The organism is Cronbergia sp. UHCC 0137, assembly GCF_034932285.1.
Taxonomy (GTDB): domain Bacteria; phylum Cyanobacteriota; class Cyanobacteriia; order Cyanobacteriales; family Nostocaceae; genus Cronbergia.
In genome coordinates, this window is the sequence record NZ_JAYGHC010000005.1 from 39,118 (window position 1) to 61,567 (window position 22,450).

The following is a 22,450-nucleotide window of genomic DNA, read 5'->3' on the forward strand; positions in this document are numbered from 1 at the left end:
TTAGATGTGGCTTTGCAAAAGGATGATATTTCCGCCTGGCGGTACTAGGAGCTAATTTTAGAATCAATTTCATCGGATTAACTACCATAAACCTGAGACCAAGTTGTAATTAAAAAAACTATCACCGCACCAATGGCTAACAAACCTTGAATTAAATTACCTACCAAGGTGCCTACGGTGATGCCAATACCCGCTTTCACCGCTGCCCCTAAATTGCGTCTATAAAGATATTCACCAATAATTGCCCCTAACAGTGGGCCCAATAAAATGCCCAGGAGTGGTCCACCGAAAGGTAAAGCTGGTAATAATCCAAAAAATCCGCACAATAAACCAACAAATGCGCCAATTTGCCCCCATTTACTAGCACCCGCTTGTTTCGCGCCCAAGTAACCAGCTAAAAAATCCACCCCTATACTCAACAGTAACACCACAATTGTAACAATCAGCGGAGTTTTAATTGCTGCAATAGAGCCACTAATTAATCCCCAAGCAATTACAGCCGTCAAAATTAAACTACTCCCAGGTATGGCAGGAACCACAGCCCCAATCACACCAACAATCATCACAACTATTAATAACCAATAAATAATTTGCATATACCAACCTAATTTTGAGCCTAATATTTATTATGAAGCTTAGGAAGCGATCGCACTAATTTCTGGATAATTTTTTGTACTTGGTGCTGTTCTCCCTGGTATTGGCATTTTAGTTGGCGCAGTTGTATCAGGGCTATGGGGATACTTTCGCGTAGAAAACTCAAATGGGAAACTTTGAATATCTATAAATTAAAGTTCAATCACTCATCGTAGTGCGATCGCCGATCCTGTAGGGTGCGTTAATGAAATGTAACGCACCTTATTTTGTTTTAACGCGAACAGGTAAGCGACGCTTAAAATTAATAAGCAAATTCGGATGATATTCGTACCTGATAGTGCGATCGCTTATCATTTTAGGTAAACAGCAAAATTACTCCTATGACATTAGCCTCCATCCCAACAAAGCAGTACATCGAGCAACGAGACAAAGAATATTGGATCGAAGGAACTCGTATCTCCCTTGATTCAGTTGTCTATTCTTTCTTGAACGGAGAATCGCCCGAAAGCATTGCCCAAAATTTTCCACTCCTTTCCCTCGAACAGGTTTATGGCGCGATCGCTTTCTATCTTGCCAATCGAGAACTTGTGGATGCGTATCTGAAAAAGGGTGAAGCTGAGTTTCAGCAACTACAACAGTCTTGTAGAGAAAAGAGTCCTTGTCTCTACCAAAAATTGAAGGCGGCTCAAGCCCAGAAGTAGAAAGCAGCATGACAGAAATTCGCTTTCAAGCTGATGCGGATCTCAGACAGGCAATTTGACTGGTGCAATCCGCAGACAACCAAATCTGGATTTTCGGTCAGCTAATCAAGCAGGGCTTGAAGGAATAAAAGATCCAGAAGTTTTAACCATTGCAGCACGGGATGGTAGGGTGCTGGTCACGCATGATCGCAAAACTATGCCGACTGAGTTTGGTCAATTCATCATTTCGCAAACGAGTTCTGGTGTTCTAATTCTTTCTCAGAATCTTCCCATCAGCGAAGCGATCGATGCAATTCTCTTAGTGTGGGAAGCATCTACTGCTGAGGAATGGATCGATCAGATTATGACTTTTCCATTTTGAATGGCTACGCACCATGCACATTCATTGAAGTTGTGAGCCTAAGTGCGATGCCGCTCCTGTAGGCTGAGTTGAGGAATGTTACCTAAGATTCCCGATGTTTGGGTTAAAATAGAGGGGCAAAAGTCTTTATGATGAACGGAATTCGACTTTAGAAAATTCTTGGCTATCCATATTTTCGCTAACTGGCTGCCCAAATTACAGAAACATCATATTGATCAAACATTGAATCCGCGCTCACAAGCGTCATTCCCTGAGAAAACCACCACAACCAACATTGAGTATCTAGTAAAAGTTTCACTCAAAATCACCCTCAAAGGCAGCTAAAATCTCTTTTGGCAAAGGCGCATTAAAGTCATCAGGTACTATAAATTTTCCTCGATCTTGTCCCAAACTAGATCGGCGGTTTAGTGATGTGCGAAACGGAACTAACTTGGCAATTGGAATACCTCGGTTTGAAATAATAATTTCTTCTCCATGCTCTACACGAGACAATAGCCGAGATAGATTTGTTTTAGCTTGATGGATATTTATAGTTTCCATGTTTTTTATAAACTAAGTCTACAAACTAAGTTTAGTTTAATTATGACAATTTGACAACGGTGGCTCAACTAGACCGTTATACGGATGAATCAGTGCGATCGCCGATCTTGTAGGGTATGTTAATAAAATGTTTAGCAGAAATCAGTCTTGATTTGGGATAGGAGTTACCCACAATTTGTACTCCTTACGATGACTGGTGACTCCTAGCCTAACGAAGAGACTTTTATACCTAACGGCACGCTACGCGAACAGCAACACCAATATTATCTACTATCAGCCGTGACAAAATTGGCATAGCTTAATTCATTAACACGATTCCAGTTGTAAATCTGCTGTCTAAAGTTTTTCCATTGTTCATAAACTTCTTTAAAAGTTGCATCCTTACTAGCATTTTCTTCATATAACTCAAAAGCTGCTTTTTTCGCTGCTTCCATAATTTCTGCACTGTAGGGAGTTAATTTAGTACCACCAGCAACCAATCTTGATAACGCTTCACCATTCAAAGCATCATATTCAGTTAACATATTCATATTGGCTTCAAAAGTTGCAGCCTTAAATATTTCCTGGTATTCTTTGGGTAATTTATTCCAAGCCGTCCGGTTAACTAACACATCTAAAGTCGGACCCGGTTCCCACCAACCAGGATAATAGTAAAATTGAGCAGCTTTATTTAACCCAAGTTTTTCATCATCGTAGGGTCCAACCCATTCAGCCGCATCAATAGCACCTCTATCTAATGCTAAATAGATTTCACCTCCTGGTAACACCTGCACATTCACCCCCAATTTAGACATCACTTGTCCTCCCAAACCAGGAATCCGCATTTTTAACCCTTGAAGATCAGATAAAGATTTGATTTCTTTTTTAAACCATCCACCCATCTGTGTCCCAGTGTTACCCGCAGGAAAGTTGATAATATTGAAATTAGAATATATTTTCTGTATCGCTTCTAGTCCACCACCATGATACAACCAAGCATTCTGTTGTTGAGCATTTAAACCAAAGGGTACGGAAGTAGCAAACGCTAAGGCGGGATTTTTACCGATATAATAATAACTGGCTGTGTGTCCACATTCCACTGTTCCAGCTTGGACAGCATCTAATACTTGCAATCCTGGTACTAACTCACCAGCCGCAAAGGGAGTAATGGTGAAGCGTCCCTGAGTCATTTCTTTAACTCGTTTAGCGATGGTTTCCGCACCAATATAGGTTCCCAAAGTCTTAGTCCAGCTAGTTGTCATTCGCCAGCGAACGGTGGGTAAACCGGCTTGTACAGTGGGGGCTGTGGTGGTTCTATTACAGGCGATTGTTAGTGCTGTGGTTGCAGTAGCGATCGCCCCTGTATTGATCAGTTGTCGGCGTTTCATGATAATTTAGTATTTTCCATGACACTATTTTGTGGCTGATAGTGCAATGTATCAGGTTTTTGGCAGTTTTGGAAATTGTTCCATAAAATGGCGATCGATACAGTCTTTCCACTTCCATATTAGTTGATGGGGTGGTAAAATTAAAGCACCCCGGTTACAAATAGCCTTGCCATCTCCTGTACCAATCAAACTTAAATACTCTTTCTGTGGTTTATACGGTTGAAGTGATTTCCCTAAAATCATCCTTTGCAAATTTTTAAACAACGGTTTACCTTGACGCACCGCAAATACTCCCGCTTTCGGTAAACGATGATTGATCATCGTCGCAATGTCACCTGCTGCAAAAATGTGAGGATGAGTCACTGATTGTAAATTATCATCTACTAAAATAAAGCCCTCTTCATCAGTACCAATTCCTGAAGCTTTGACCCAATTCGGTGCTGATGCTTGTGTCACCCAGAAAATTCGATTATAAGCGACATTCAACCCAGATTCACATTTAATTTGAAATTTATTTTTTACTATTGGTGCAACTTGAGACACCGTTTCCCCCAAATGCAATTTTACACCTTTTTCCATCAACACTTGCTGCATCAATCGCCGTACTGAGGGATGATAATTAGGCATTAATTCCCCAGTTTTTTGAAATAAATCAACTTCTAGATTTGTAATTGGTTGTTGATGTCGCTGTAAAATTTGCTGCAAATTAGACTGCATTGATAAAGCCAATTCTACACCACCAGCACCACCCCCAACAATGGCGATACTAATTGGTATTTGAGGATTTATTTCGACATTTTTTTGAAGTTCATACCAATGTTTTAAAAGTCGGTCTACTGGTTTAGCTGGAATTGCGTACTCTGCTGCACCGGATACAGAAAGTTTAGCAGGAGTGCTGCCAATATCAATAGAGAGTAAATCAAAATCTATGGCGGTTCGATTAGCACACAGCACTTTGTTATCTTTCAAATCTAGACCAACTGCTTGGTCAAAATATAATTTTACATCAGCAAATTTGCTTAAACTCTGCAAATCAATATGGCATTCATCATAACTGTAAAACCCAGCAATATGTCCTGGTAGCATTCCTGAATAGGGTGTGTATCTATCTGGAGTTATTATTGTCAGTCTTACTTTTGGTATTGGTTTTCTACTGAAAAGTTTTAAAACAATCGAGTGGCTGTGACCACCACCGAGTAATACTAAATTTTGGAAATTGGTTTGATAATTTGGCTGCATTGAAAATCTAGTTAGAGAATGTTTACAAAGTCAAAAAAAATACTCAAAAACCTTAATTTATTGATTATGGACTTAAAATTCACTGATGACAACTAAATCATGATGAATATATTGTTGAGTTAAATAAGTTTTAAAAACTTAGAGGACGAAATTATCTTTGTATATCGGATATTAATTATTTCCTCACTAAAAAAACATATAGGACTCCTAAATGATTGCTGATAGCTTACGTGGCATAGTCATATAAATCTAAGTAGGTTCGACATTGCTCACCAAAACCTGCATATTGTGGGAATTACCCTAAAAAACATAGGAATTTCATAAAAAAGGCAAAGATGTAATGTATCAAAGTATCAAAACAGAAATTATTAATAATATTATTTTTTTAAGCGATAAAATGTTAGCTGCAAAAAATAATCTTTCTAGCTGGATAAAATATTGTTACCTAAGAAATTTACCCAACCTTTACTGTAACATACTCATTGGACGGCTAGAGGCACAAAAATTAAACACTAATCTGGCTGATATTGAAGATTTAGCCTTTATTGCTAAGACTCATCCAAAATACCAATGGAGAATCATCAATATGCTGACTAATGTTATCCGCAATAACTCTCCCTATCCACTGTCTGAAGAAGTAAACAGTAACCCGACAGCAAATAATAAAGTTATTATCCAAGCAATGATGACCTTAATCGCTAATAGAGACACAAACCAAGACCCGGAAGATGTGCAGATTGATTTAAGTCATACTGATTTAAGTGGAATCAATTTACAAGGGGCAAATCTTAAACAAACTAACTTATATCATTCTAATCTATCCGGTGCTAATTTGCATCATGCAAACCTAGAAGGAGTAATTCTCACTGCTGCTAATCTTAATGGTGCTAATCTTAATTTAGCCAATCTCTCAGAAGCAATTCTCAGCGCCAGTAATCTTGATCACGCTAATCTTGTTGGTGCGAATTTACAACGAGCTAATTTATATCTGGCCAGCCTACACAGCGCTATTTTAGATGATTCTAATTTAGATAGGGCAAATTTGAGAGAGTCTAGCAGGTAATAGGTAATAAGGTAAATGGGGTTGCCTAAAAATATTGTATCTGACCTATCCTCCAGACTACAAAATATTTAAAGATTAATAATCAGCAAGTTAATTTAATAACGCAGGTTGCTAGTTAGATAAAATAAGGTGCGTCAGAAACTTAAAATTAGTGATTTTAGACTCAATTATTCTGTCTGACGCACCCTACAGAGTTCAAAATATCCAAAAATTAATCATCAGCAAGTTGATTTAATAACGCAAATTGCTACTTAGAAGTAAGGTGCGTCAGAAACTTAAAATTAGTGATTTTAGTCTCAATTATTCTGTCTGACGCACCCTACAGAGTTCAAAATATCCAAAAATTAATCATCAGCAAGTTGATTTAATAGGTAAAATAACTGTTTTCGAAAGACACTAAAGAATTTTCAAGCCTGTTAAGATTTTCCTTGTCCAATAACAATTGTCAGGATTACCTGTCTTTTTATTAGTTTATTCGTAATCAAAATAGCTTTTTATCATTGGCTATTCATAGTATTTTTCGATCAGAGACAAAAATACACGCCTATAAACTCTTCTGGTTGAATGAGTTTAGATATTCATCCTGTAACAAAAAAAATTACTAATTTTGAGGTTAAAATACTCATGACCATTGATATTACTAAGACCTTCTCATCTAAACAGGAATTTAACGTTACTGCTATTTCTTCAGTTAATACCTTTAATACTCCGGTTGATTCTAGCTTAAATTGGGGTAGTAGTTCTTCCTTCGTTAACGAAAATATAGAAGAAAATGAAGCAATAGCTACTAATAATGCTTATAATCCTAATAGTGGCTATGGCTTAGTTAATGCTGGTTTATCTGTAAGTGAAGCGGCTGGTGTAGCTCCATATCAAAATGCTCCTCAGTTAGAAGGTAAAAATAATTGGGGATTAAATATGATCAATGCTCCCACTGCTTGGGAAAATGGACATACAGGTAATGGGATTATTGTTGCTGTTTTAGATACAGGAGTTGACTACAATCATGAAGATCTAAATGATAATATCTGGACGAATACTAAAGAGATTCCTGGTAATGGTATTGATGATGATGGCAATGGCTATGTTGATGATAGTCATGGTTGGAATTTCGAGGATGGCAATAATAATACTTTAGATAATAATGGTCATGGAACTCACGTTTCTGGGACAATTGCGGCAGAAAATAATGGTTTTGGGGTTACAGGTGTTGCCTACAATTCTAGAATCATGCCTGTTAAAGTTTTAGATGAAAATGGTTCTGGTTCTTATAGTAAGATTGCTAAAGGTATTTATTATGCTGTAGATAATGGTGCAAATGTGATTAACCTTAGTTTAGGAGGAAGTTCTGCTAGTAAAACTCTCCAATCAGCTTTGGAATATGCCAGCAGCAAAGGTGTTATTGTTGTTATGGCTGCGGGGAATAATGCTAATGCTTTACCAGGTTATCCTGCTCGCTATGCTAACAAGACGGGTATTGCGGTGGGAGCAGTTAATAAAAATAACGATTTAGCTGATTTCTCTAATCGTTCTGGTTCTGAGGAACTTGCCTATGTGACTGCTCCTGGTGTTGATGTTTATTCTACAGTGCGAGATAATAAATATGCTTATTACAATGGAACTTCTATGGCAACCCCCCATGTTGCTGGAGTAGTAGCCCTCATGCTCAGTGCTAATCCTAATTTAACTGAGGGTCAAGTGCGTAATATTATTATCAATATGGCAGAGAATGGAACAAAGGTAAGTGAGGGTATTCAGCCAATAAATCCAACTCCTTCTAACTCTTCTTTATTATCTGGTTTAGGTTCTTTCTTTTCTCCCCGACAACTGCTAAATCTGTTTAATATAGTGTCACGCTTGCCTTTAGGATTCTTTCGTTCGGAGGAAACTGGCTCCTTACTACCTGTTCTTGTTTCTATTGGTGAAAATACCTTAACGTTACAGTTTGGTAATGCTAGTCAACCAAAAACAGAAGATTTCAGTTATTACAGCGAGAATAATGAAAGTTTGGTAAATCCCATACCATACTATTATGATGGCACGGGTAGTTACTACAAAAGTAATAATACTGAATTAGAAGAAATATTCAGCTAAATTTCAATAGCGATCGCTCTCTGATCAATTTTCTCACAAATAGCGATCGCTGTCACCTAATTACTCACTTTTAGCTGATTTACTAAAAACCCGGTAGTACAACCAAGTCCTAAATTCCTTAACTGGAAACAGCAAATAAGTTAAAGGATTTACCGTCACAATAATATTTCGGAAATCTCGTTTAGCTAAAAACAAGATACCACGCGCAACTTGCCGTGGTGACATCACACCAATGGGGTTAAGCTGACTTTTAAAGGGTCCCAAAATTAATTTGCGAATTACACATACACCATCTAATCGCTTTAGTGTGACTATATCCCCTAATGTTCTTTTACTAAGTTCATACAAGGGACTCAAAGCTGGGGAAACTTCCGCTTCCGAGGTGTTAACCCAAATTTCCTTGGTGGCCTTGGCTTCGGGTCCTGTGACAGTTGCAGAAAATATGTCTATCAACCGTAAAGCTGAAAAGGTATTAACTTGATAGGAAGTTTGAATTGCCTCTGAAGAGCGATCGCTATAAACATTTATGCCATGATTGATAATTAAAATATCAACTTTCTCTAAATTTTTTTTCAGTTCTTCTTCCTTACCCAATTCCCAAGCTAGAACTTTTAACCCAGTTCGCGCCTCTATTTTATGGGGATTGGTGCTTAATGCCACAATTTTAGCATTGTATCTCAGCAATTCTGCCACCAACGCATTTCCCAAAGCACCAGAAGCACCAGTTAACGCAATAGTTTTACCTTTCAAAGAAAGTGCCGTTCCCAATATTTTATCCACCAGAGAAAAAACCCCACTATAATAGGCGTTAACATCATCAAAATGGTGTCGCCAATGGTAGGTTCTATTTACCAGCCACACGGAAGGAATAGTTTCTAAAGCACCTGGTAAGTGATTGTAGTCTGTGTCAATAGTCCCTTGGAAATACCGTACAGAGGCACCATATAAAAATGTACCACTGTATGCGACTCCTAACCATAATCCCCATTGTTGACCAAGTAAAGCCACTGCTATTAATATTACTAGCAATAAACTTGACTCCACAATATCATGGTAAAGCTGGGAATCTATGTAAGCTTTTTGGGAAACTAAAGATAAATCTCGACGGTATGCTGCATGATGTTTATTGTGCCATTTTGCTAACCAAGCAACTTGGTGACATACAACATGATAAATATCCCGCAAAATTTCCGCCACCAAGAGGGAGGAAAAACCCCAAATAGTAAACTGTAAGCTGTTATTTACTAAAACCCAATCAATAGTCAAGCTTTCAATCAGATTCATCACGTTTCCTTTCACACCATTTTTTCTTAATTATTCTTCATAATGGTATCATGGTAAAAATTCTCTAATGTTCCGTTAACAATTAACCAATAAAGAGCGATTCCTACGGAGAACTTCTCTACTAGACGCGAACGCACTCCCTTCACCATGAACCAAGAGCGATACCTTAGGTCAGCTTCGCGATCGCATTCATTTTACCGTTAACCAATAAAGATACAGTACACTAATGCACTTAATAAAAATTATTTAACTATAATTCTTCAATTGTTACTAAACCACCTTCTGTAAATTGGATAGATAACTCATATCCATCAAGTAAAGCAGTGCCTAATAATGGCAGTTTTCCTGTAGCTAAAACATTTACCTCTCTTTCCTCACCATTCCAGATAATGGTAGCTTGATGTATTGGCAAATCTACCCAACTATTATTAGCTAGATTTGCAGGTAATTCATATAGAAAAGGTAAATTGATTAAAGCGACTGCTGCTGATGGTAAACTCAGATCGCCTGTAAACCCTGTATCAATTACAAATTCAATGGTAAAGTCTGGTTTATTGGGCAAACGAAATATGACATTGACAGTTGCACGCCCGTTTTTGATAATACCATTGATCACTGATAATCACGCTCCATATCACCACAAAAAGAAACGGCAACTTTGTAACCGATGCGAAGTCCATATAGTCTAGCTAATGGGTTTTTATTGCGTAAATAATGTGCTGATTCTATGCCTGTTTTATCAATAGCATATTCACCTGTTTCTATATCAATAATTATCATTTTACCGATGTTTTCTTCTGTTTCTACTTGCTGACGAATGCCATTGTCATATAATTCTTTGGCACGTTTGGCAACTTCTTCGCTGCTGAGGAGAATGGCTTGCATTTTATTTCATCCTTTTTCGTAATTAGTTCATTATACTTGATCAAGCGATTCCTACAGAGCGCTTCGCTATCGCACTCCCTTCACCATTAACAAACAGCGATCGCACTACTTCCACATTAACTAAGAGCGATCGCATTCATTTTACCGTTAACCAATAAAGAGCGATCGCACTTCTTCCACATTAACTAAGAGCGATCGCACTCCCTTCACCATTAACAAACAGCGATCGCACTCCCTCCACCATTAACAAAGAGCGATCGCACTATCTTCACCATTAACCAACAGCGATCGCACTCCCTCCACCATTAACAAAGAGCGATCGCACTCCCTTCACCACTAACCAACAGCGATCGCATTTCCTTCACCATTAACAAAAAGCGATCGCACTCCCTTCACCATTAACCAACAGCGATCGCACTTCTCTCACCATTAACAAACAGCGATCGCACTTCTCTCACCATTAACAAACAGCGATCGCACTTCTCTCACCGTTAACCAACAGCGATCGCACCTCTCCACCATTAACAAAGAGCGATCGCACTCCTTCCACTATTAACCAACAGCGATCGCCTTCTGGGACTGAGTTCCGCACAATTGCACATCTCCACCATAATCTAACTAAGAGCGATTCCTGCGGGGTGCTTTGCGATCGCACATCTCATAACATAAAACTATCTGATTAAATTTTTAAGATTTTGCAAATTTAGGTCTTGACTATTTGCGTACATTTAGCCATACAATATATAGCAGCTAAACACAAGTCATCAAATTTTGATGATTATTTATACTTAGCTAATTTAATCACTTGCGGGAATAAGTATTGATTTCCGTTGTTGATCCTGCGACGGTGTATTTGATGGTTAGCTTTAACCTAGATATTTATCTCTAGTTCCCTTTTACGAGTAAGTTAGAATACACCCGCAAGTGATATTTTTTTAACTATCTATTAAGATAAAGTGCAAAAAAACTCCCAGTTAATTCTCACAAATAGTCCCGAAACTTTGCGAGAAAAATTTTATTCTCTCAAACAACCAACGGATGTAGCCGATTTTTTAGAAATTTCTTATTCTCGTCTGATTTACCATATATATCTTGTTAACCCTGAAAAGCGGTATAAAAGTTTTAGTATTCCTAAAAAATCTGGTGGTATTCGTCAAATATCAACTCCAAAAACTGCACTTAAAATTATTCAAAGAAAACTTAATCAAGTTTTACAAGCTGTATATGAAACAAAACCATCAGTACATGGTTTCGTGAGCAGTAAAAATGTTGTAACTAATGCTCAAAATCATGTAAAAAAACGCTATGTTCTGAATATTGATTTAAAAGATTTTTTCCCTTCGGTTAATTTTGGTCGAGTGAGGGGTATGTTTTTGGCTACCCCTTATGGATTGCATCCAGATGTAGCAACAGTTTTAGCACAAATTTGTTGTCATAATAATCAGTTACCTCAAGGCGCACCAACTTCACCAATTATCACTAATATGATTTGTGCCAAGATGGATAGTCAATTACAAAGGTTAGCTAAAGAGTGTAAAGCTACTTATACAAGATATGCAGATGATATTACTTTCTCGACAAGCTTGCCTAAATTTCCTAGAGATTTGGCATATATAGTTAATGATGAGGATCGAGAAAAATTAATTATTGGCGATACTCTATTAAACATCATTAATGAAAATGGATTTGAATTAAATGATAGTAAAGTTAGATTACAAACCAGAGGAAATCATCAAGAAGTTACGGGTTTAACAACCAATGTTTTTCCTAATGTTGACCGCAACTATGTTCGTCAAATTCGTGCTATGCTTCACGCTTGGTCTAAGTTTGGACTCGAATCTGCTGAAAGAGAGTATTTAACAAAATATGAATCTAAAAGTAGATTACCGAATAAGAAACAACTAAATTTCAAGAAAGTTATTCGAGGAAAAATAGAGTTTCTTGGTATGGTTAAGGGCAAAAATGACCCTGTATATCAAAAATATTTTAATATTTATCAGCAACTCATTAAATCTGTTTAAATATAACTTGAAATATACAATAACTAAATATGATATGGAACAAGATTTAAAACAAGAAGTTCAAGAAATAAAAATCAGTATTGATAAATTATCTAACAATATTGGTCAACAGTTTAGTTCATTAAATGAGAATTTATATATTAATTTTGAGCAAATATCTAAGCAAATTAGTAATTTATCTGCTCAAGCATCTTTAATGAGTGAAACTCCTGAGATTAATTTAGCAGCCGCTCATCAAGATAGTTTACAACAACCTCAAAAACAGACAAAAATACCAAATGAATATTTTATTCAATATCCATATATAGATATAACAAAACACTCATCTTGGTTAGAAAGCTTAAAAAAATATAGTAAAGATATGGCAGAATGTAGACATAAAAAAAAGATTACAAATTTTTGTAAGTCTGCTAATGAAACTTTAGAATCTGCTATTGAGCTTCTTTTTAAGGAAGAATATAAATGTCTTAGTGAAAGTAATAAAACATTCTTAGAAGCTTACCAGCGAGTCAAAAATAGTATAAATAAAATGGGCTGGGAATTCACGGAAATTTATCTAAATAATAATGATAAAATAGAATCAAAAGATTTTAAACTCATAGATGATAAATATATATCTTGGAAAAGCATCGAACAAATTCGTAGGAGTAATTTTAATGCCTCTGTGGAGATATTTTTTGAAATTTTGAAACCAAATTTTATGAATAGTCAACATCTTAAAGAAAAATTTTACTTAATTAAACATCTTCATCAATTAAGAAATTTAGATGCTCATGGTAGTGCAAGTAATATCAAATTAAAAGTAAATGAATTAAACCATTACGCTAAATGTTTATACTCTTCTACCGATAACTATACCAATATAACAGAAGTAGTATCTTGGTTTGTTAAAGAAGTTTATAATAGATTCAATAAAATTTATAATTAAACTAAATAACTCAATTCAAGTAATTCCCAAAAAATTTTTCAATGCAGTTTTATATTTATTCTTCAACTTCTTAGAAGTTAATCCTCCTTGCTGAATTTGAAACAAAATATCCGGGGCAAAAAAATCTTTAGGAATAGAACTACCGGAAGTTATACATTTAGAAAGATCAGTTGCATCCCATTCACGAGCATATTCGTAAGCTATAACAGATTCTTTAACTATAAAATTTGGTAAGCTTGGGTGTGGTACTAAGATACAAGCAGTTTCACAGTTATTCCTCTTTTCTGTTAGATTAACAAATAAATATTTATTATCAGAAGTTATTGCAATTGCAACATAAAAATGTTGTTTATTAGGAGGTGTATCGATCAAAAATACATCTCCTAAGTTAATAATGATGCTAGGCATTTAGCACCTCATCTAAATATGCTTCTCTAATTGCTATTTGTTTAATCTCCTCTATTTCTTCATCGGTTTTACCAAAATCTTTGAGAATTTCTTCTACTAAAATGGGAATAGAAGAACCATGAGGGTCTTTCCATTCTGGTAAATCATGAGTCCATTTTGCAACCTTGAACGGGTCAAGATGTCCATATTTTTTATATACTTCTTGGATAATTTCTTCCTCTTCTTCACATAATTCCTCATTCCCTGGGTCTTTCAGTAATTCAACAACGTTTGCATTGCGAGGAGAAATATACTCAGACCACAGAGGTAAAGCATTATCAACAGGTTGACCTTTAATTAGATCATAAACCCCACTGAGTACGGGACCGTAATCCATTGATACATAATGATCACCTGTAATTGGCTGCTCCATGCGTTCTAATGCAATACGATCAGCTATGTATAGCATCTTAACCAAGCCTAAATACTTCATAGACTTACCATGCAGCTTCAGAAACGTAGCGGCCGCTTCTATAGCCTTTTCTGGATGAAACCGAAACTGGATAGGCATAATTATCCTTGAGAAGCAGTGTAGTACATCTATAATTATAAATCTTGATCTAAAAACGCGAAAATTATTATACAAATCCCAGAATATATCATTACTCAGTTTATTTCAACTTTGATCTTGTCCCTTCTCCTCTCTGCGACTCTGCGCCTCTGCGTGAGAAAAAACAAAAAAACGGTAGAGAACCGAAATCCCCTACCGTTCAATTAACAATTACCAAAACCTAACTAAGACTCAACACCTTGGGGTAACAACTCCCGTGTTTGTTGAGAACTAACTTGAACAACGCCATTTTCATCAACGTCAACCAGCGCAGTATCGCCATCTTTGATGCGTCCAGACAGAATTTCTTCCGCCAAACTATCTTCCAATAAGCGCATAATTGCTCGACGTAATGGCCTTGCACCGTAGCTAGGACTATAACCCTCAGTGATCAAGCGATCCTTGAAGCGGTCTGTGACTTCTAAGACAATGCCCTTTTCTGTCAACCGACCGAACACTTCCTTGAGCATGATTTCGGCAATTTGGGTAACTTCAATCTTGTTCAACTGACGGAAGACGATAATTTCATCTAACCGGTTCAGGAACTCAGGACGGAAGTATTGCTTCAGTTCCTCATTCACCAAAGAACGGATTCTGTTGTATTGGGTTTCAGTTGCATCTTCAGAGAATTCAAAGCCGATACCGCTACCACCTTTTTCAATTACCTTAGAACCAATGTTGGAAGTCAAAATCAGCAAGGTGTTCTTAAAGTCTACCGTGCGACCTTTTGCGTCGGTTAACCGCCCATCTTCCAAAATTTGCAATAGCATATTGAACACATCGGGGTGTGCTTTTTCGATTTCGTCAAACAGCACCACAGTGTAAGGACGACGGCGTACAGCTTCCGTTAACTGACCACCTTCGTTGTAACCGACATAACCAGGAGGTGAACCGATCAATTTACTGACCGTGTGACGCTCCATGTATTCGGACATATCCAAGCGAATCATTGCTTCTTCAGAACCGAAGAAGTATGAAGCTAGGGATTTCGCCAATTCAGTTTTACCAACCCCAGTGGGACCAGAGAAGACAAAACTCGCTATTGGTCGATTGGGATTTTTCAAACCGACACGAGCGCGACGAATAGCGCGGGAAACGGCCTTCACAGCGTCATCTTGACCGATGAGGCGCTGGTGTAAGGTGTCTTCCATGTGTAGCAGTTTTTCGGACTCAGATTCGGTGAGTTTGTTGACTGGTACTCCTGTCCAGGAAGCGACAATGTGAGCAATGTCTTCTTCCGTGACCACAGGTTCTAGACCATCTCCACCAGTAGCGTTGGTTTTGTTTTGGGCGATCGCTCGGATTTCCGCTTTGATTTCCATTTCCCGATCGCGCAATTCCCCGGCTCGATCAAAGTCCTGAGAACGCACTGCATCATCTTTTTCTTTTAAGATTTGCCGCAATTCCTTGTCTAACTCCTTCGCTGCTGGGGGCAGTTGGGAATTAATCAAGCGCACCCTAGAACCCGCTTCGTCAACCAAATCAATGGCTTTATCTGGTAAATAGCGATCGCTGATATATCGATCAGACAATTTCGCCGCCGCCACTAAAGCTTCATCGGATATCTTCAGTTTGTGGTGTTGCTCGTAGCGATCGCGCAAACCATATAAAATTTCAATTGTTTCATCCACGGAAGGCTCTCCCACCATCACTGGTTGGAAGCGTCGCTCTAAAGCTGCATCCCGTTCAATGTGCTTGCGGTATTCGTCCAGTGTCGTTGCGCCAATACATTGCAGTTCTCCCCTGGCCAAGGCTGGCTTGAGGATATTTGCTGCATCAATCGCCCCTTCTGCTGCACCCGCACCAATTAAGGTGTGAACCTCATCAATTACGAGAATGACATTACCCGCAGAGCGGATCTCATCCATAATTTTTTTCAGCCGTTCTTCAAATTCCCCCCGGTATTTGGTTCCCGCTACGAGCAAACCAATATCCAGTGTCATCACACGCTTATCTTCCAGGATGTCGGGGACATCTTTGTTGGCGATCCGCGATGCTAAACCTTCAGCGATCGCTGTTTTACCAACCCCTGGTTCACCAATCAGCACTGGATTATTCTTAGTCCGACGACCGAGAATTTGAATTACGCGCTCAATTTCTTTAGCACGCCCCACCACAGGGTCGAGTTTGTTGTCTACGGCCATCTGGGTCAGGTTAGAACCAAATTCATCTAATGTTGGGGTTTTAGTCCGGCCTGAAGGTCCACCCGGTGAAACTTCGGCAGTTTCTCCCAACATCCTAATTACTTGGGTTCTCACCTTAGACAAATCCACACCGAGGTTTTCTAGCACCCTGGCTGCTACACCTTCCCCTTCGCGGATTAGGCCCAACAGCAGATGCTCGGTGCCAATGTAGTTATGCCCCAGTTGGCGTGCTTCTTCCAAGGATAGTTCTAGGACTCGCTTTGCCCGTGGCGTAAACGGAATTTCCACTGCCACAAAACCCGATCCCCGACCTATGATCTTTTCAACTTCGATGCGGGCATCTTTGAGATTGACTCCCATTGATTTCAACACCTTAGCTGCCACACCTGTGCCTTCGCCAATCAGACCCAAGAGGATCTGCTCAGTTCCGACAAAATTGTGACCTAAACGGCGGGCCTCTTCTTGGGCCAGCATGATTACCTTAATGGCTTTTTCTGTGAAGCGTTCAAACATGGCATTTTTCCCATCACCTGCGTCGTGCCGGTACGCTGATTTTAGCACAGGCTAAAGTTTTGGATGTCTGTATAAAGATTTTAGACATCCAAGAACCATTACACAGGCCGATGGGTTAATTGCTGATCATTTATTACTTTTTATGTAGCTTGTCGATTGAAGAGTTGACTTTATCAGGGTTTTAAGGGCTAATTACGAACAATCAAACTTTCATCTTGATATTTTGCTTGCTTGTTCTCAAACTAACTATTATATCATAAAAACTAGCTATACATCAAGATATTAAAATTATTCATAAGAAAATACTATGCTTAATTTGATAAACAAAAAATATTCTAATTATAAACAGGAGAGAAAAATTTATTTTTTTTCACAATTATGGTTTCTGCTCTCAGGGGTCAATAAATTGCCAAAAAGATTGTTGAAGGCGATCGCTGACCATATTTTGCCATTGATCGAGACGATGGAGGAATTTTGGCTCTTGTAACTCAGACAACCACAGCACTAAGGCATCTTCATCGTTATCTTTGTAATAACCCCGTCGTCTACCAGCAGTTTTGAAGCCAAATTTTTGATATAAAGAAATAGCCCCCTGGTTAGAAGCTCGAACTTCCAAGGTAGCTCGCTCCAAACCGCGATCGCTGGCCGCCCTAAGTAGAGAATACAGCAAAGCCTGTCCCAAACCTTGATGCTGATATTGGGGATGAACTGCCAAAATTGTGATGTGGGCTTCTTCTAAAATTGACCAAAAACATCCCATTCCCAGCAATCCGTAGTCAACAACTGGACAAAATAAACCCAAAAGGCAACTATTAGGACTTTCTAGTTCCCGACGGTAGCCCTCCAAAGTCCATAAACCATTGAAACAGGTTTGATCCAGTTCTAGTAACGCACTCAAATGGTCTGATGTCAAGGGTTGAATTTTTAGATCTAATAGACTCACAGTTTTACTGGGGGTATAGCTGAGGATTCACAAGGCTAAGGTCATATTTGAATTAAGTACATCAAAGAGCGATCGCTACTGTACTATAATCAGAGGTGGCAACCTTGTGTGGTTTTTATCGCCGTTCTTGTTTACCAGCATTGCATTAGTATATTGAACAGGACGACACCATCCTCTAGAAATATTACCTTTACTTGCACCGAAAATACTATTTAACTTTAATAGTCCTATCAAAGATGAATATAACGGTATTTAAATCTCCCATCAGTATAATTACAAATTATCATCGGTTGGCTGTGATGACGTTTTTGTTGTTATTATTGACAGCCTGTACTACTATTGCACTGTTACCAACACCTGATTTAGTGCAGAGAGCGATCGCTATCCAGTTAAAACAAACTAAACAGGATCTTAGTCAAAAAATAGATTTAGATTTCCAAAGTTTTGATATCAACCATTTGTCTATTTCTAAACAGCAACCTCTGACTATTGAAAATTTACCCGCTTACCGTGTTCTGGGAACCTATGATTTAACTGTTCAATTACCAAAGCGAAGTTTAAAGCAACCACAAAAACCCTTTGAAATTTATTTGCAAATTCAAAAAGAAGGTAAAACTTGGAGATTATTAGTTCCAGAAACAACTACTAAAGATCATCAACAAATTTGGCAAAGTTATCTAATTTTGTAGTTTTTATTTTACCAAGGGATTTTTATTCTGTGCTGCTGAAGCTATGGTTTGCTCAATTCTTTTCAGTCTTGTTTCTGGACGTTTCGCGCTTTCTATCCACATCAGAATATTTTTTTTCGATGAATTACTAAACTTATTAAAATAAAGATTTGCTGTTTGGTTTAATTGTAGAGCTTGCTGTAAATCTGTGGGAATCATCAACGCTTCGATATCATCTAAACTATGCCAAGAACCATTTTGTTTAGCAATCTCAATCTTTTTAAAACCTGCCTCAGTCATCAATTTTTGTGTAATTAATTCTTCGATATATTGTTTATTTAATTTAGACCATACACTGTTTGATTTTCGGGGTGTGAAGATTTGCATATAACGATCTTCATCCAAGGATTTAACTTTACTGTCAATCCAACCAAAACATAAGGCTTCCTTCACCGCTTCCGGGTATTTAACGCTTGGTTTACCGCTTTTGACTTTATAGTAAATCAACCAAATACCGATATAAATGCCATGATTATTTTGTAACCAGTGTCGCCATTCGTAGCGATCGCTGGCATAAATAGTTTCTAGTTGCTGATCAAATTTTAGCATAATTCCTCAAAAAATACTCAAAAATCTTTCAGCGACAGCTATGGGAGAGTAATGTTCTAAAGCCCATTTTCTGCCATTAGCTGCAATAATTGGTAGTTTTTCAGATTCATCCATTACCCTTTCTATATCACCTTTTATATCTTCTAAATTCAAGCCAATATAATGTTCCCAATTATTAGGCATAACTGGTAATTTAAACCCATATTTTTCAAAATCCAAATGAAAAGTTAAACAGCCAGCAGCTAAAGATTCCCAAAATCTCCAACTATCCCAACGATCTATAACTGTTCTTTTGAGGTAAGTAAAATTTTTATATAACCTAGAATAGTCTTCTAAAGTTTCAAAAAAGTCATTTTTCAGTAAATCTTGGCTGAAAGTTCCTCCATAAGCTAAACACCCAAAACTTCTTTTAAGTCTTTCCAAATTAGTTTCCGTCCATCTTCCTTCCCCCACGATTTCAGTTTCTAAAGTAAAATATTTTTCTAAATGAGGAATGAGAATTAGATCTAAACATTCTCTAACTGATTGTGATAATGATGGTCTAAAATTATAAACTATACTTTTTTTTCTAGTATCAATCGAAGAAACATCATAACCAGATGATTTAACCATTTTAGATGATAGTCCAAAAGCCCAGGGAAGTCTCCATCCTTGCACTTCTAGAAATTCATTGTAATGTGTGCAGAAAAAAGGGATATCATTTTTTAAGATGCAGCCTGAAACAACATCTGACATTGAAAGTGCAAGTCCAATTTTTCCAGAGGGAATAACAAGTTCAATGGGCTTTTCTATAGAACAACTAGACAAATCATAAATTATATATTTTGGTTCTCCTTGGTCAGAAAATTTTAAATTTTTCACACTTTGGAACTTAAAGTCTGAGATCAGGTTTTCCTCATAATCTATATTAGAAAATACGGGAATCCCTAACTGATTTAAACCATCAGCTAAACAGACAGAAGCGAAAGAAAAAACATTGCCACTACAATAAAAAAAGAAACCAGTTTCCCTCAATTCTGGATATTGATTGGTCATTAAATTTTCACTCCTATTAAAGTAGTTTACATTGCCCGTAATGCCTTAAAAGGTGGTCACACAAAACCAAAGCCACCATTGCATCAACCATTGGTACAGCACGGGGTAAAACACAAGGATCATGTCTGCCCTTAGCAGCTAATAAAGTTTCTTCACCTTCACTGGTGACAGTTTTTTGCTCTTTTCTAATTGTGGCAGTTGGTTTAAATGCCACTCGCAAAATAATATTTTCTCCATTAGAAATTCCCCCTTGAATCCCTCCAGAACGATTGGTTACTGTGCGAATTTCTCCTGTTTCATCAATATAAAATTCGTCGTTATGTTCAATTCCTGTTAATAACGTTCCTCCAAAACCCGAACCAATTTCAAATCCCTTACTTGCAGGGAGAGACATAACAGCCTTAGCTAAGTCTGCTTCTAATTTATCAAAAACTGGTTCGCCTAAACCTTTAGGTACATTGCGTACCACACATTCTACTACACCACCAATAGAATCACCTTGTTTGCCGGTTTGTTCAATTAATTCAATCATCCGATTGGCCATTTCACCATCGGGACAACGGACAATGTTGCTTTCTACCTGTTCTAAAGTAACGGTATTAGTATCAACTACCCCTTCTAAATCCTTGATGCGTTTGACGTAAGCGATAACTTCCACACCTGCGACTTGATGGAGAATCTTTTTAGCGATCGCCCCTGCGGCAACTCTACCTATTGTCTCACGGGCTGACGATCTACCGCCACCTTGCCAATTTCTAATCCCATATTTAGCATCATAAGTTGCATCTGCATGGGAAGGACGATACTTTTGCGCCATTTCATCATAATCTTGGGGACGAGTATCTTTATTCCTGACCAAAATGGAAATTGGTGTTCCCAGAGTTTTCCCTTCAAATACCCCAGATAAAATCTCGCAGGTATCAGCTTCTTTGCGCGGAGTGGTAATTTTACTTTGTCCCGGCCTTCTTCTATCTAGCTCAAATTGAATTTCTTCAGCAGAAATTTCTAATTGCGGCGGACAACCATCTATTATAACTCCTACACCCCCACCGTGAGACTCGCCAAAAGTAGTAATACGAAATAAATGACCGAAAGTGCTACCCATGATCTTGAAAAAATACAGATTCAGAACTGCATCTTACCTGAAATTGGGCATTTTAAACGCAAAGTGATTTCTACTTTTTAAGTCTACAGGGTTAAAATCAAGTAGGTTCAGAAAAAATTCTAATCTGTGGAAAGAGTAAGTAAATACAGAAAGACCTAGATATTTCCCTAATGAGAACCTTTTTTTACACCACCAATTTTGTCGAGGGCAGCGATCGCCTTCTGGACAACGGCATCTGGAAGGGGGACATATCCGAGTTCTAAACCCATGCTTTGGCCATCAGTCAATGCCCACCGTAACACATTTTGTAATGCCTTCGCCTGTTTTGGATCGTCGTACTGCTGATAAGCTAACACCCAACTGTAGGTGACAATGGGATAGGCATCGGTGGCATCAGGATCGGCTACAGAACCGCGCAAATCTTCAGATAATTGAATGGTGGCGATCGCTTTGGCCGTTGCTTCCGTTGTCGGTAGGGCAAATTGTCCCTGTTTATTTTCTAAGGCAGCGGTGGCTAGTTGTAACTGTTTGGCAAAGGCATATTCTACATAGCCAATTACCCCTTCTCCTTGCTGAATTTGGGCGCTAATCCCTGCATTGTCCTTAATCGCTACGCCCGTAGTCCAAGCTACATTCAATCCCGTTCCTACTTTCTTCTGCCACTCAGGACTGATGGCGCTTAAATGGGCTGTAAAAGCGGCAGTTGTACCACTACCATCAGACCGATGTACTACGGTAATTGGTAGATTGGGCATGGTAACATCTGGATTGAGGGCGGCGATCGCTGGATCGTTCCATTTGTTGATCTTGCCTAAAAAAATCGCCGGGAGGACTTGACGGGAAAGTTTCAGTCCAGTTTTTACCCCTGGGATATTGTAGACCACAGCCACACTACCCGCCACCGAAGGAATCATCACCGTACCGCGAGTAACTTGGGCAATTTCCTGATCTGTGAGTACCACTTCCGATGCCGCAAAATCCACTGTGGTGGAGAGAAATTGCTGAATCCCGGCGGCACTACCTATGGGTTGATAGCTGATTTCCACATTGGGGTTTTTAGTGCCGTAGTCTGTGAACCAGCGTAAATAGAGGAACGAGGGAAAGGTTGCACCGCCTCCATAGAGGGAAATTGGGGTTGCTGTGAGTTTGGGGTCGGGTACTTCTGGGGTTTTGTTCTGACAAGCCTTGAGAGCGATCGCCACCGTCATCGCTGATATTAACAAAAACCCCCGTCGGGATGAAACAAATTTGAATCGCACAAATTACCTCGCTGTGAGAGAGGGAACAGGGAACAGGGAACAGGGAACAGAAAAATCAATTGTGTAATTAATTCTGTCTCATTACTTACTAGAAACCTTG

23 protein-coding genes are annotated in these 22,450 nt (G+C 38.3%); 7 read left to right on the plus strand and 16 right to left on the minus strand.

Annotated features, from left to right (window positions below):
• Positions 1-77: 77 nt before the first annotated feature.
• Positions 78-596: a DUF456 domain-containing protein gene (locus VB711_RS03425; protein ID WP_323284293.1), complete on the minus strand. Its 519-nt coding sequence runs from the start codon at positions 594-596 to the stop codon at positions 78-80.
• Positions 597-974: 378 nt separating this feature from the next.
• Between VB711_RS03425 and VB711_RS03430 the strand changes: the two genes are divergently transcribed.
• Both VB711_RS03430 and VB711_RS03435 read left to right on the plus strand, forming a co-directional pair.
• Complete coding sequence (locus tag VB711_RS03430; protein WP_323284294.1) at positions 975-1,295, plus strand: DUF433 domain-containing protein; 321 nt, start codon at positions 975-977, stop codon at positions 1,293-1,295.
• Between the two features lie 55 nt (positions 1,296-1,350).
• Positions 1,351-1,656, plus strand: a complete 306-nt coding sequence (locus tag VB711_RS03435) for a DUF5615 family PIN-like protein (RefSeq protein ID WP_323284295.1) — start codon at positions 1,351-1,353, stop codon at positions 1,654-1,656.
• Positions 1,657-1,950: 294 nt separating this feature from the next.
• On the opposite strand, the gene VB711_RS03440 is transcribed toward VB711_RS03435, so the two are convergent.
• From VB711_RS03440 to VB711_RS03450, 3 genes are all read right to left on the minus strand, one after another.
• A complete protein-coding gene (locus VB711_RS03440; protein ID WP_323284296.1) occupies positions 1,951-2,196 on the minus strand; it encodes a type II toxin-antitoxin system Phd/YefM family antitoxin in 246 nt (81 codons plus the stop codon).
• A gap of 263 nt (positions 2,197-2,459) precedes the next feature.
• Entirely contained in the window at positions 2,460-3,563 is a 1,104-nt protein-coding gene (locus VB711_RS03445; protein WP_323284297.1) for a TRAP transporter substrate-binding protein, read from the minus strand.
• Between the two features lie 51 nt (positions 3,564-3,614).
• The gene (locus tag VB711_RS03450; RefSeq protein ID WP_323284298.1) at positions 3,615-4,802 is read right to left on the minus strand and encodes an FAD-dependent oxidoreductase; all 1,188 of its coding nucleotides are present in this window, start codon (positions 4,800-4,802) and stop codon (positions 3,615-3,617) included.
• A 340-nt stretch (positions 4,803-5,142) separates the two neighbouring features.
• Here VB711_RS03450 and VB711_RS03455 point away from each other — a divergent pair, with 340 nt between their 5' ends.
• Positions 5,143-5,865 (plus strand): pentapeptide repeat-containing protein, encoded by a 723-nt coding sequence (locus tag VB711_RS03455; RefSeq protein WP_323284299.1) that lies wholly within the window; start codon positions 5,143-5,145, stop codon positions 5,863-5,865.
• Positions 5,866-6,489: 624 nt separating this feature from the next.
• Positions 6,490-7,959, plus strand: a complete 1,470-nt coding sequence (locus VB711_RS03460; RefSeq protein ID WP_323284425.1) for a S8 family peptidase — start codon at positions 6,490-6,492, stop codon at positions 7,957-7,959.
• A 60-nt stretch (positions 7,960-8,019) separates the two neighbouring features.
• Here the strand turns inward: VB711_RS03460 and VB711_RS03465 are convergent, their stop codons facing one another.
• The 4 genes from VB711_RS03465 to VB711_RS03480 form a co-directional block, all read right to left on the minus strand.
• Positions 8,020-9,243: a bifunctional sterol desaturase/short chain dehydrogenase gene (locus tag VB711_RS03465; protein ID WP_323284301.1), complete on the minus strand. Its 1,224-nt coding sequence runs from the start codon at positions 9,241-9,243 to the stop codon at positions 8,020-8,022.
• Positions 9,244-9,493: 250 nt separating this feature from the next.
• A complete protein-coding gene (locus tag VB711_RS03470; RefSeq protein ID WP_323284302.1) occupies positions 9,494-9,859 on the minus strand; it encodes a clan AA aspartic protease in 366 nt (121 codons plus the stop codon).
• Positions 9,856-10,128, minus strand: coding sequence for a hypothetical protein (locus VB711_RS03475; protein WP_323284303.1), 273 nt, complete (start codon positions 10,126-10,128; stop codon positions 9,856-9,858). Before VB711_RS03475 ends, VB711_RS03470 begins: the two co-directional genes overlap by 4 nt.
• A 460-nt stretch (positions 10,129-10,588) precedes the next feature.
• A complete protein-coding gene (locus VB711_RS03480; protein WP_323284304.1) occupies positions 10,589-10,720 on the minus strand; it encodes a hypothetical protein in 132 nt (43 codons plus the stop codon).
• Positions 10,721-11,084: 364 nt separating this feature from the next.
• Between VB711_RS03480 and VB711_RS03485 the strand changes: the two genes are divergently transcribed.
• Positions 11,085-12,149 carry a reverse transcriptase domain-containing protein gene (locus VB711_RS03485; RefSeq protein ID WP_323284305.1) on the plus strand — a complete coding sequence of 355 codons (1,065 nt, stop codon included), beginning with the start codon at positions 11,085-11,087 and terminating at the stop codon, positions 12,147-12,149.
• A gap of 34 nt (positions 12,150-12,183) precedes the next feature.
• Positions 12,184-13,077 (plus strand): hypothetical protein, encoded by an 894-nt coding sequence (locus tag VB711_RS03490; RefSeq protein WP_323284306.1) that lies wholly within the window; start codon positions 12,184-12,186, stop codon positions 13,075-13,077.
• 15 nt (positions 13,078-13,092) lie between these two features.
• On the opposite strand, the gene VB711_RS03495 is transcribed toward VB711_RS03490, so the two are convergent.
• From VB711_RS03495 to rimI, 4 genes are all read right to left on the minus strand, one after another.
• The gene (locus VB711_RS03495) at positions 13,093-13,485 is read right to left on the minus strand and encodes a hypothetical protein (protein ID WP_323284307.1); all 393 of its coding nucleotides are present in this window, start codon (positions 13,483-13,485) and stop codon (positions 13,093-13,095) included.
• Positions 13,478-14,035, minus strand: coding sequence for a Panacea domain-containing protein (locus tag VB711_RS03500; RefSeq protein WP_323284309.1), 558 nt, complete (start codon positions 14,033-14,035; stop codon positions 13,478-13,480). Before VB711_RS03500 ends, VB711_RS03495 begins: the two co-directional genes overlap by 8 nt.
• A 224-nt stretch (positions 14,036-14,259) precedes the next feature.
• Complete coding sequence (locus VB711_RS03505) at positions 14,260-16,731, minus strand: ATP-dependent Clp protease ATP-binding subunit (RefSeq protein WP_323284310.1); 2,472 nt, start codon at positions 16,729-16,731, stop codon at positions 14,260-14,262.
• A gap of 391 nt (positions 16,732-17,122) precedes the next feature.
• Complete coding sequence (rimI, locus tag VB711_RS03510; protein WP_323284311.1) at positions 17,123-17,674, minus strand: ribosomal protein S18-alanine N-acetyltransferase; 552 nt, start codon at positions 17,672-17,674, stop codon at positions 17,123-17,125.
• 236 nt (positions 17,675-17,910) lie between these two features.
• On the opposite strand from rimI, the gene VB711_RS03515 reads away from it, so the two are divergent.
• A complete protein-coding gene (locus tag VB711_RS03515) occupies positions 17,911-18,363 on the plus strand; it encodes a hypothetical protein (RefSeq protein ID WP_416233551.1) in 453 nt (150 codons plus the stop codon).
• Positions 18,364-18,366: 3 nt separating this feature from the next.
• Here VB711_RS03515 and VB711_RS03520 read toward each other — a convergent pair whose 3' ends face one another.
• The 4 genes from VB711_RS03520 to pstS form a co-directional block, all read right to left on the minus strand.
• Positions 18,367-18,951: a YdeI/OmpD-associated family protein gene (locus tag VB711_RS03520; protein ID WP_323284312.1), complete on the minus strand. Its 585-nt coding sequence runs from the start codon at positions 18,949-18,951 to the stop codon at positions 18,367-18,369.
• A 6-nt stretch (positions 18,952-18,957) separates the two neighbouring features.
• Positions 18,958-19,986, minus strand: a complete 1,029-nt coding sequence (locus tag VB711_RS03525) for a hypothetical protein (RefSeq protein ID WP_323284313.1) — start codon at positions 19,984-19,986, stop codon at positions 18,958-18,960.
• 16 nt (positions 19,987-20,002) lie between these two features.
• Entirely contained in the window at positions 20,003-21,091 is a 1,089-nt protein-coding gene (gene aroC, locus VB711_RS03530; RefSeq protein ID WP_323284314.1) for a chorismate synthase, read from the minus strand.
• A 167-nt stretch (positions 21,092-21,258) separates the two neighbouring features.
• The gene (gene pstS, locus VB711_RS03535; RefSeq protein WP_323284316.1) at positions 21,259-22,350 is read right to left on the minus strand and encodes a phosphate ABC transporter substrate-binding protein PstS; all 1,092 of its coding nucleotides are present in this window, start codon (positions 22,348-22,350) and stop codon (positions 21,259-21,261) included.
• Positions 22,351-22,450 lie beyond the last annotated feature (100 nt).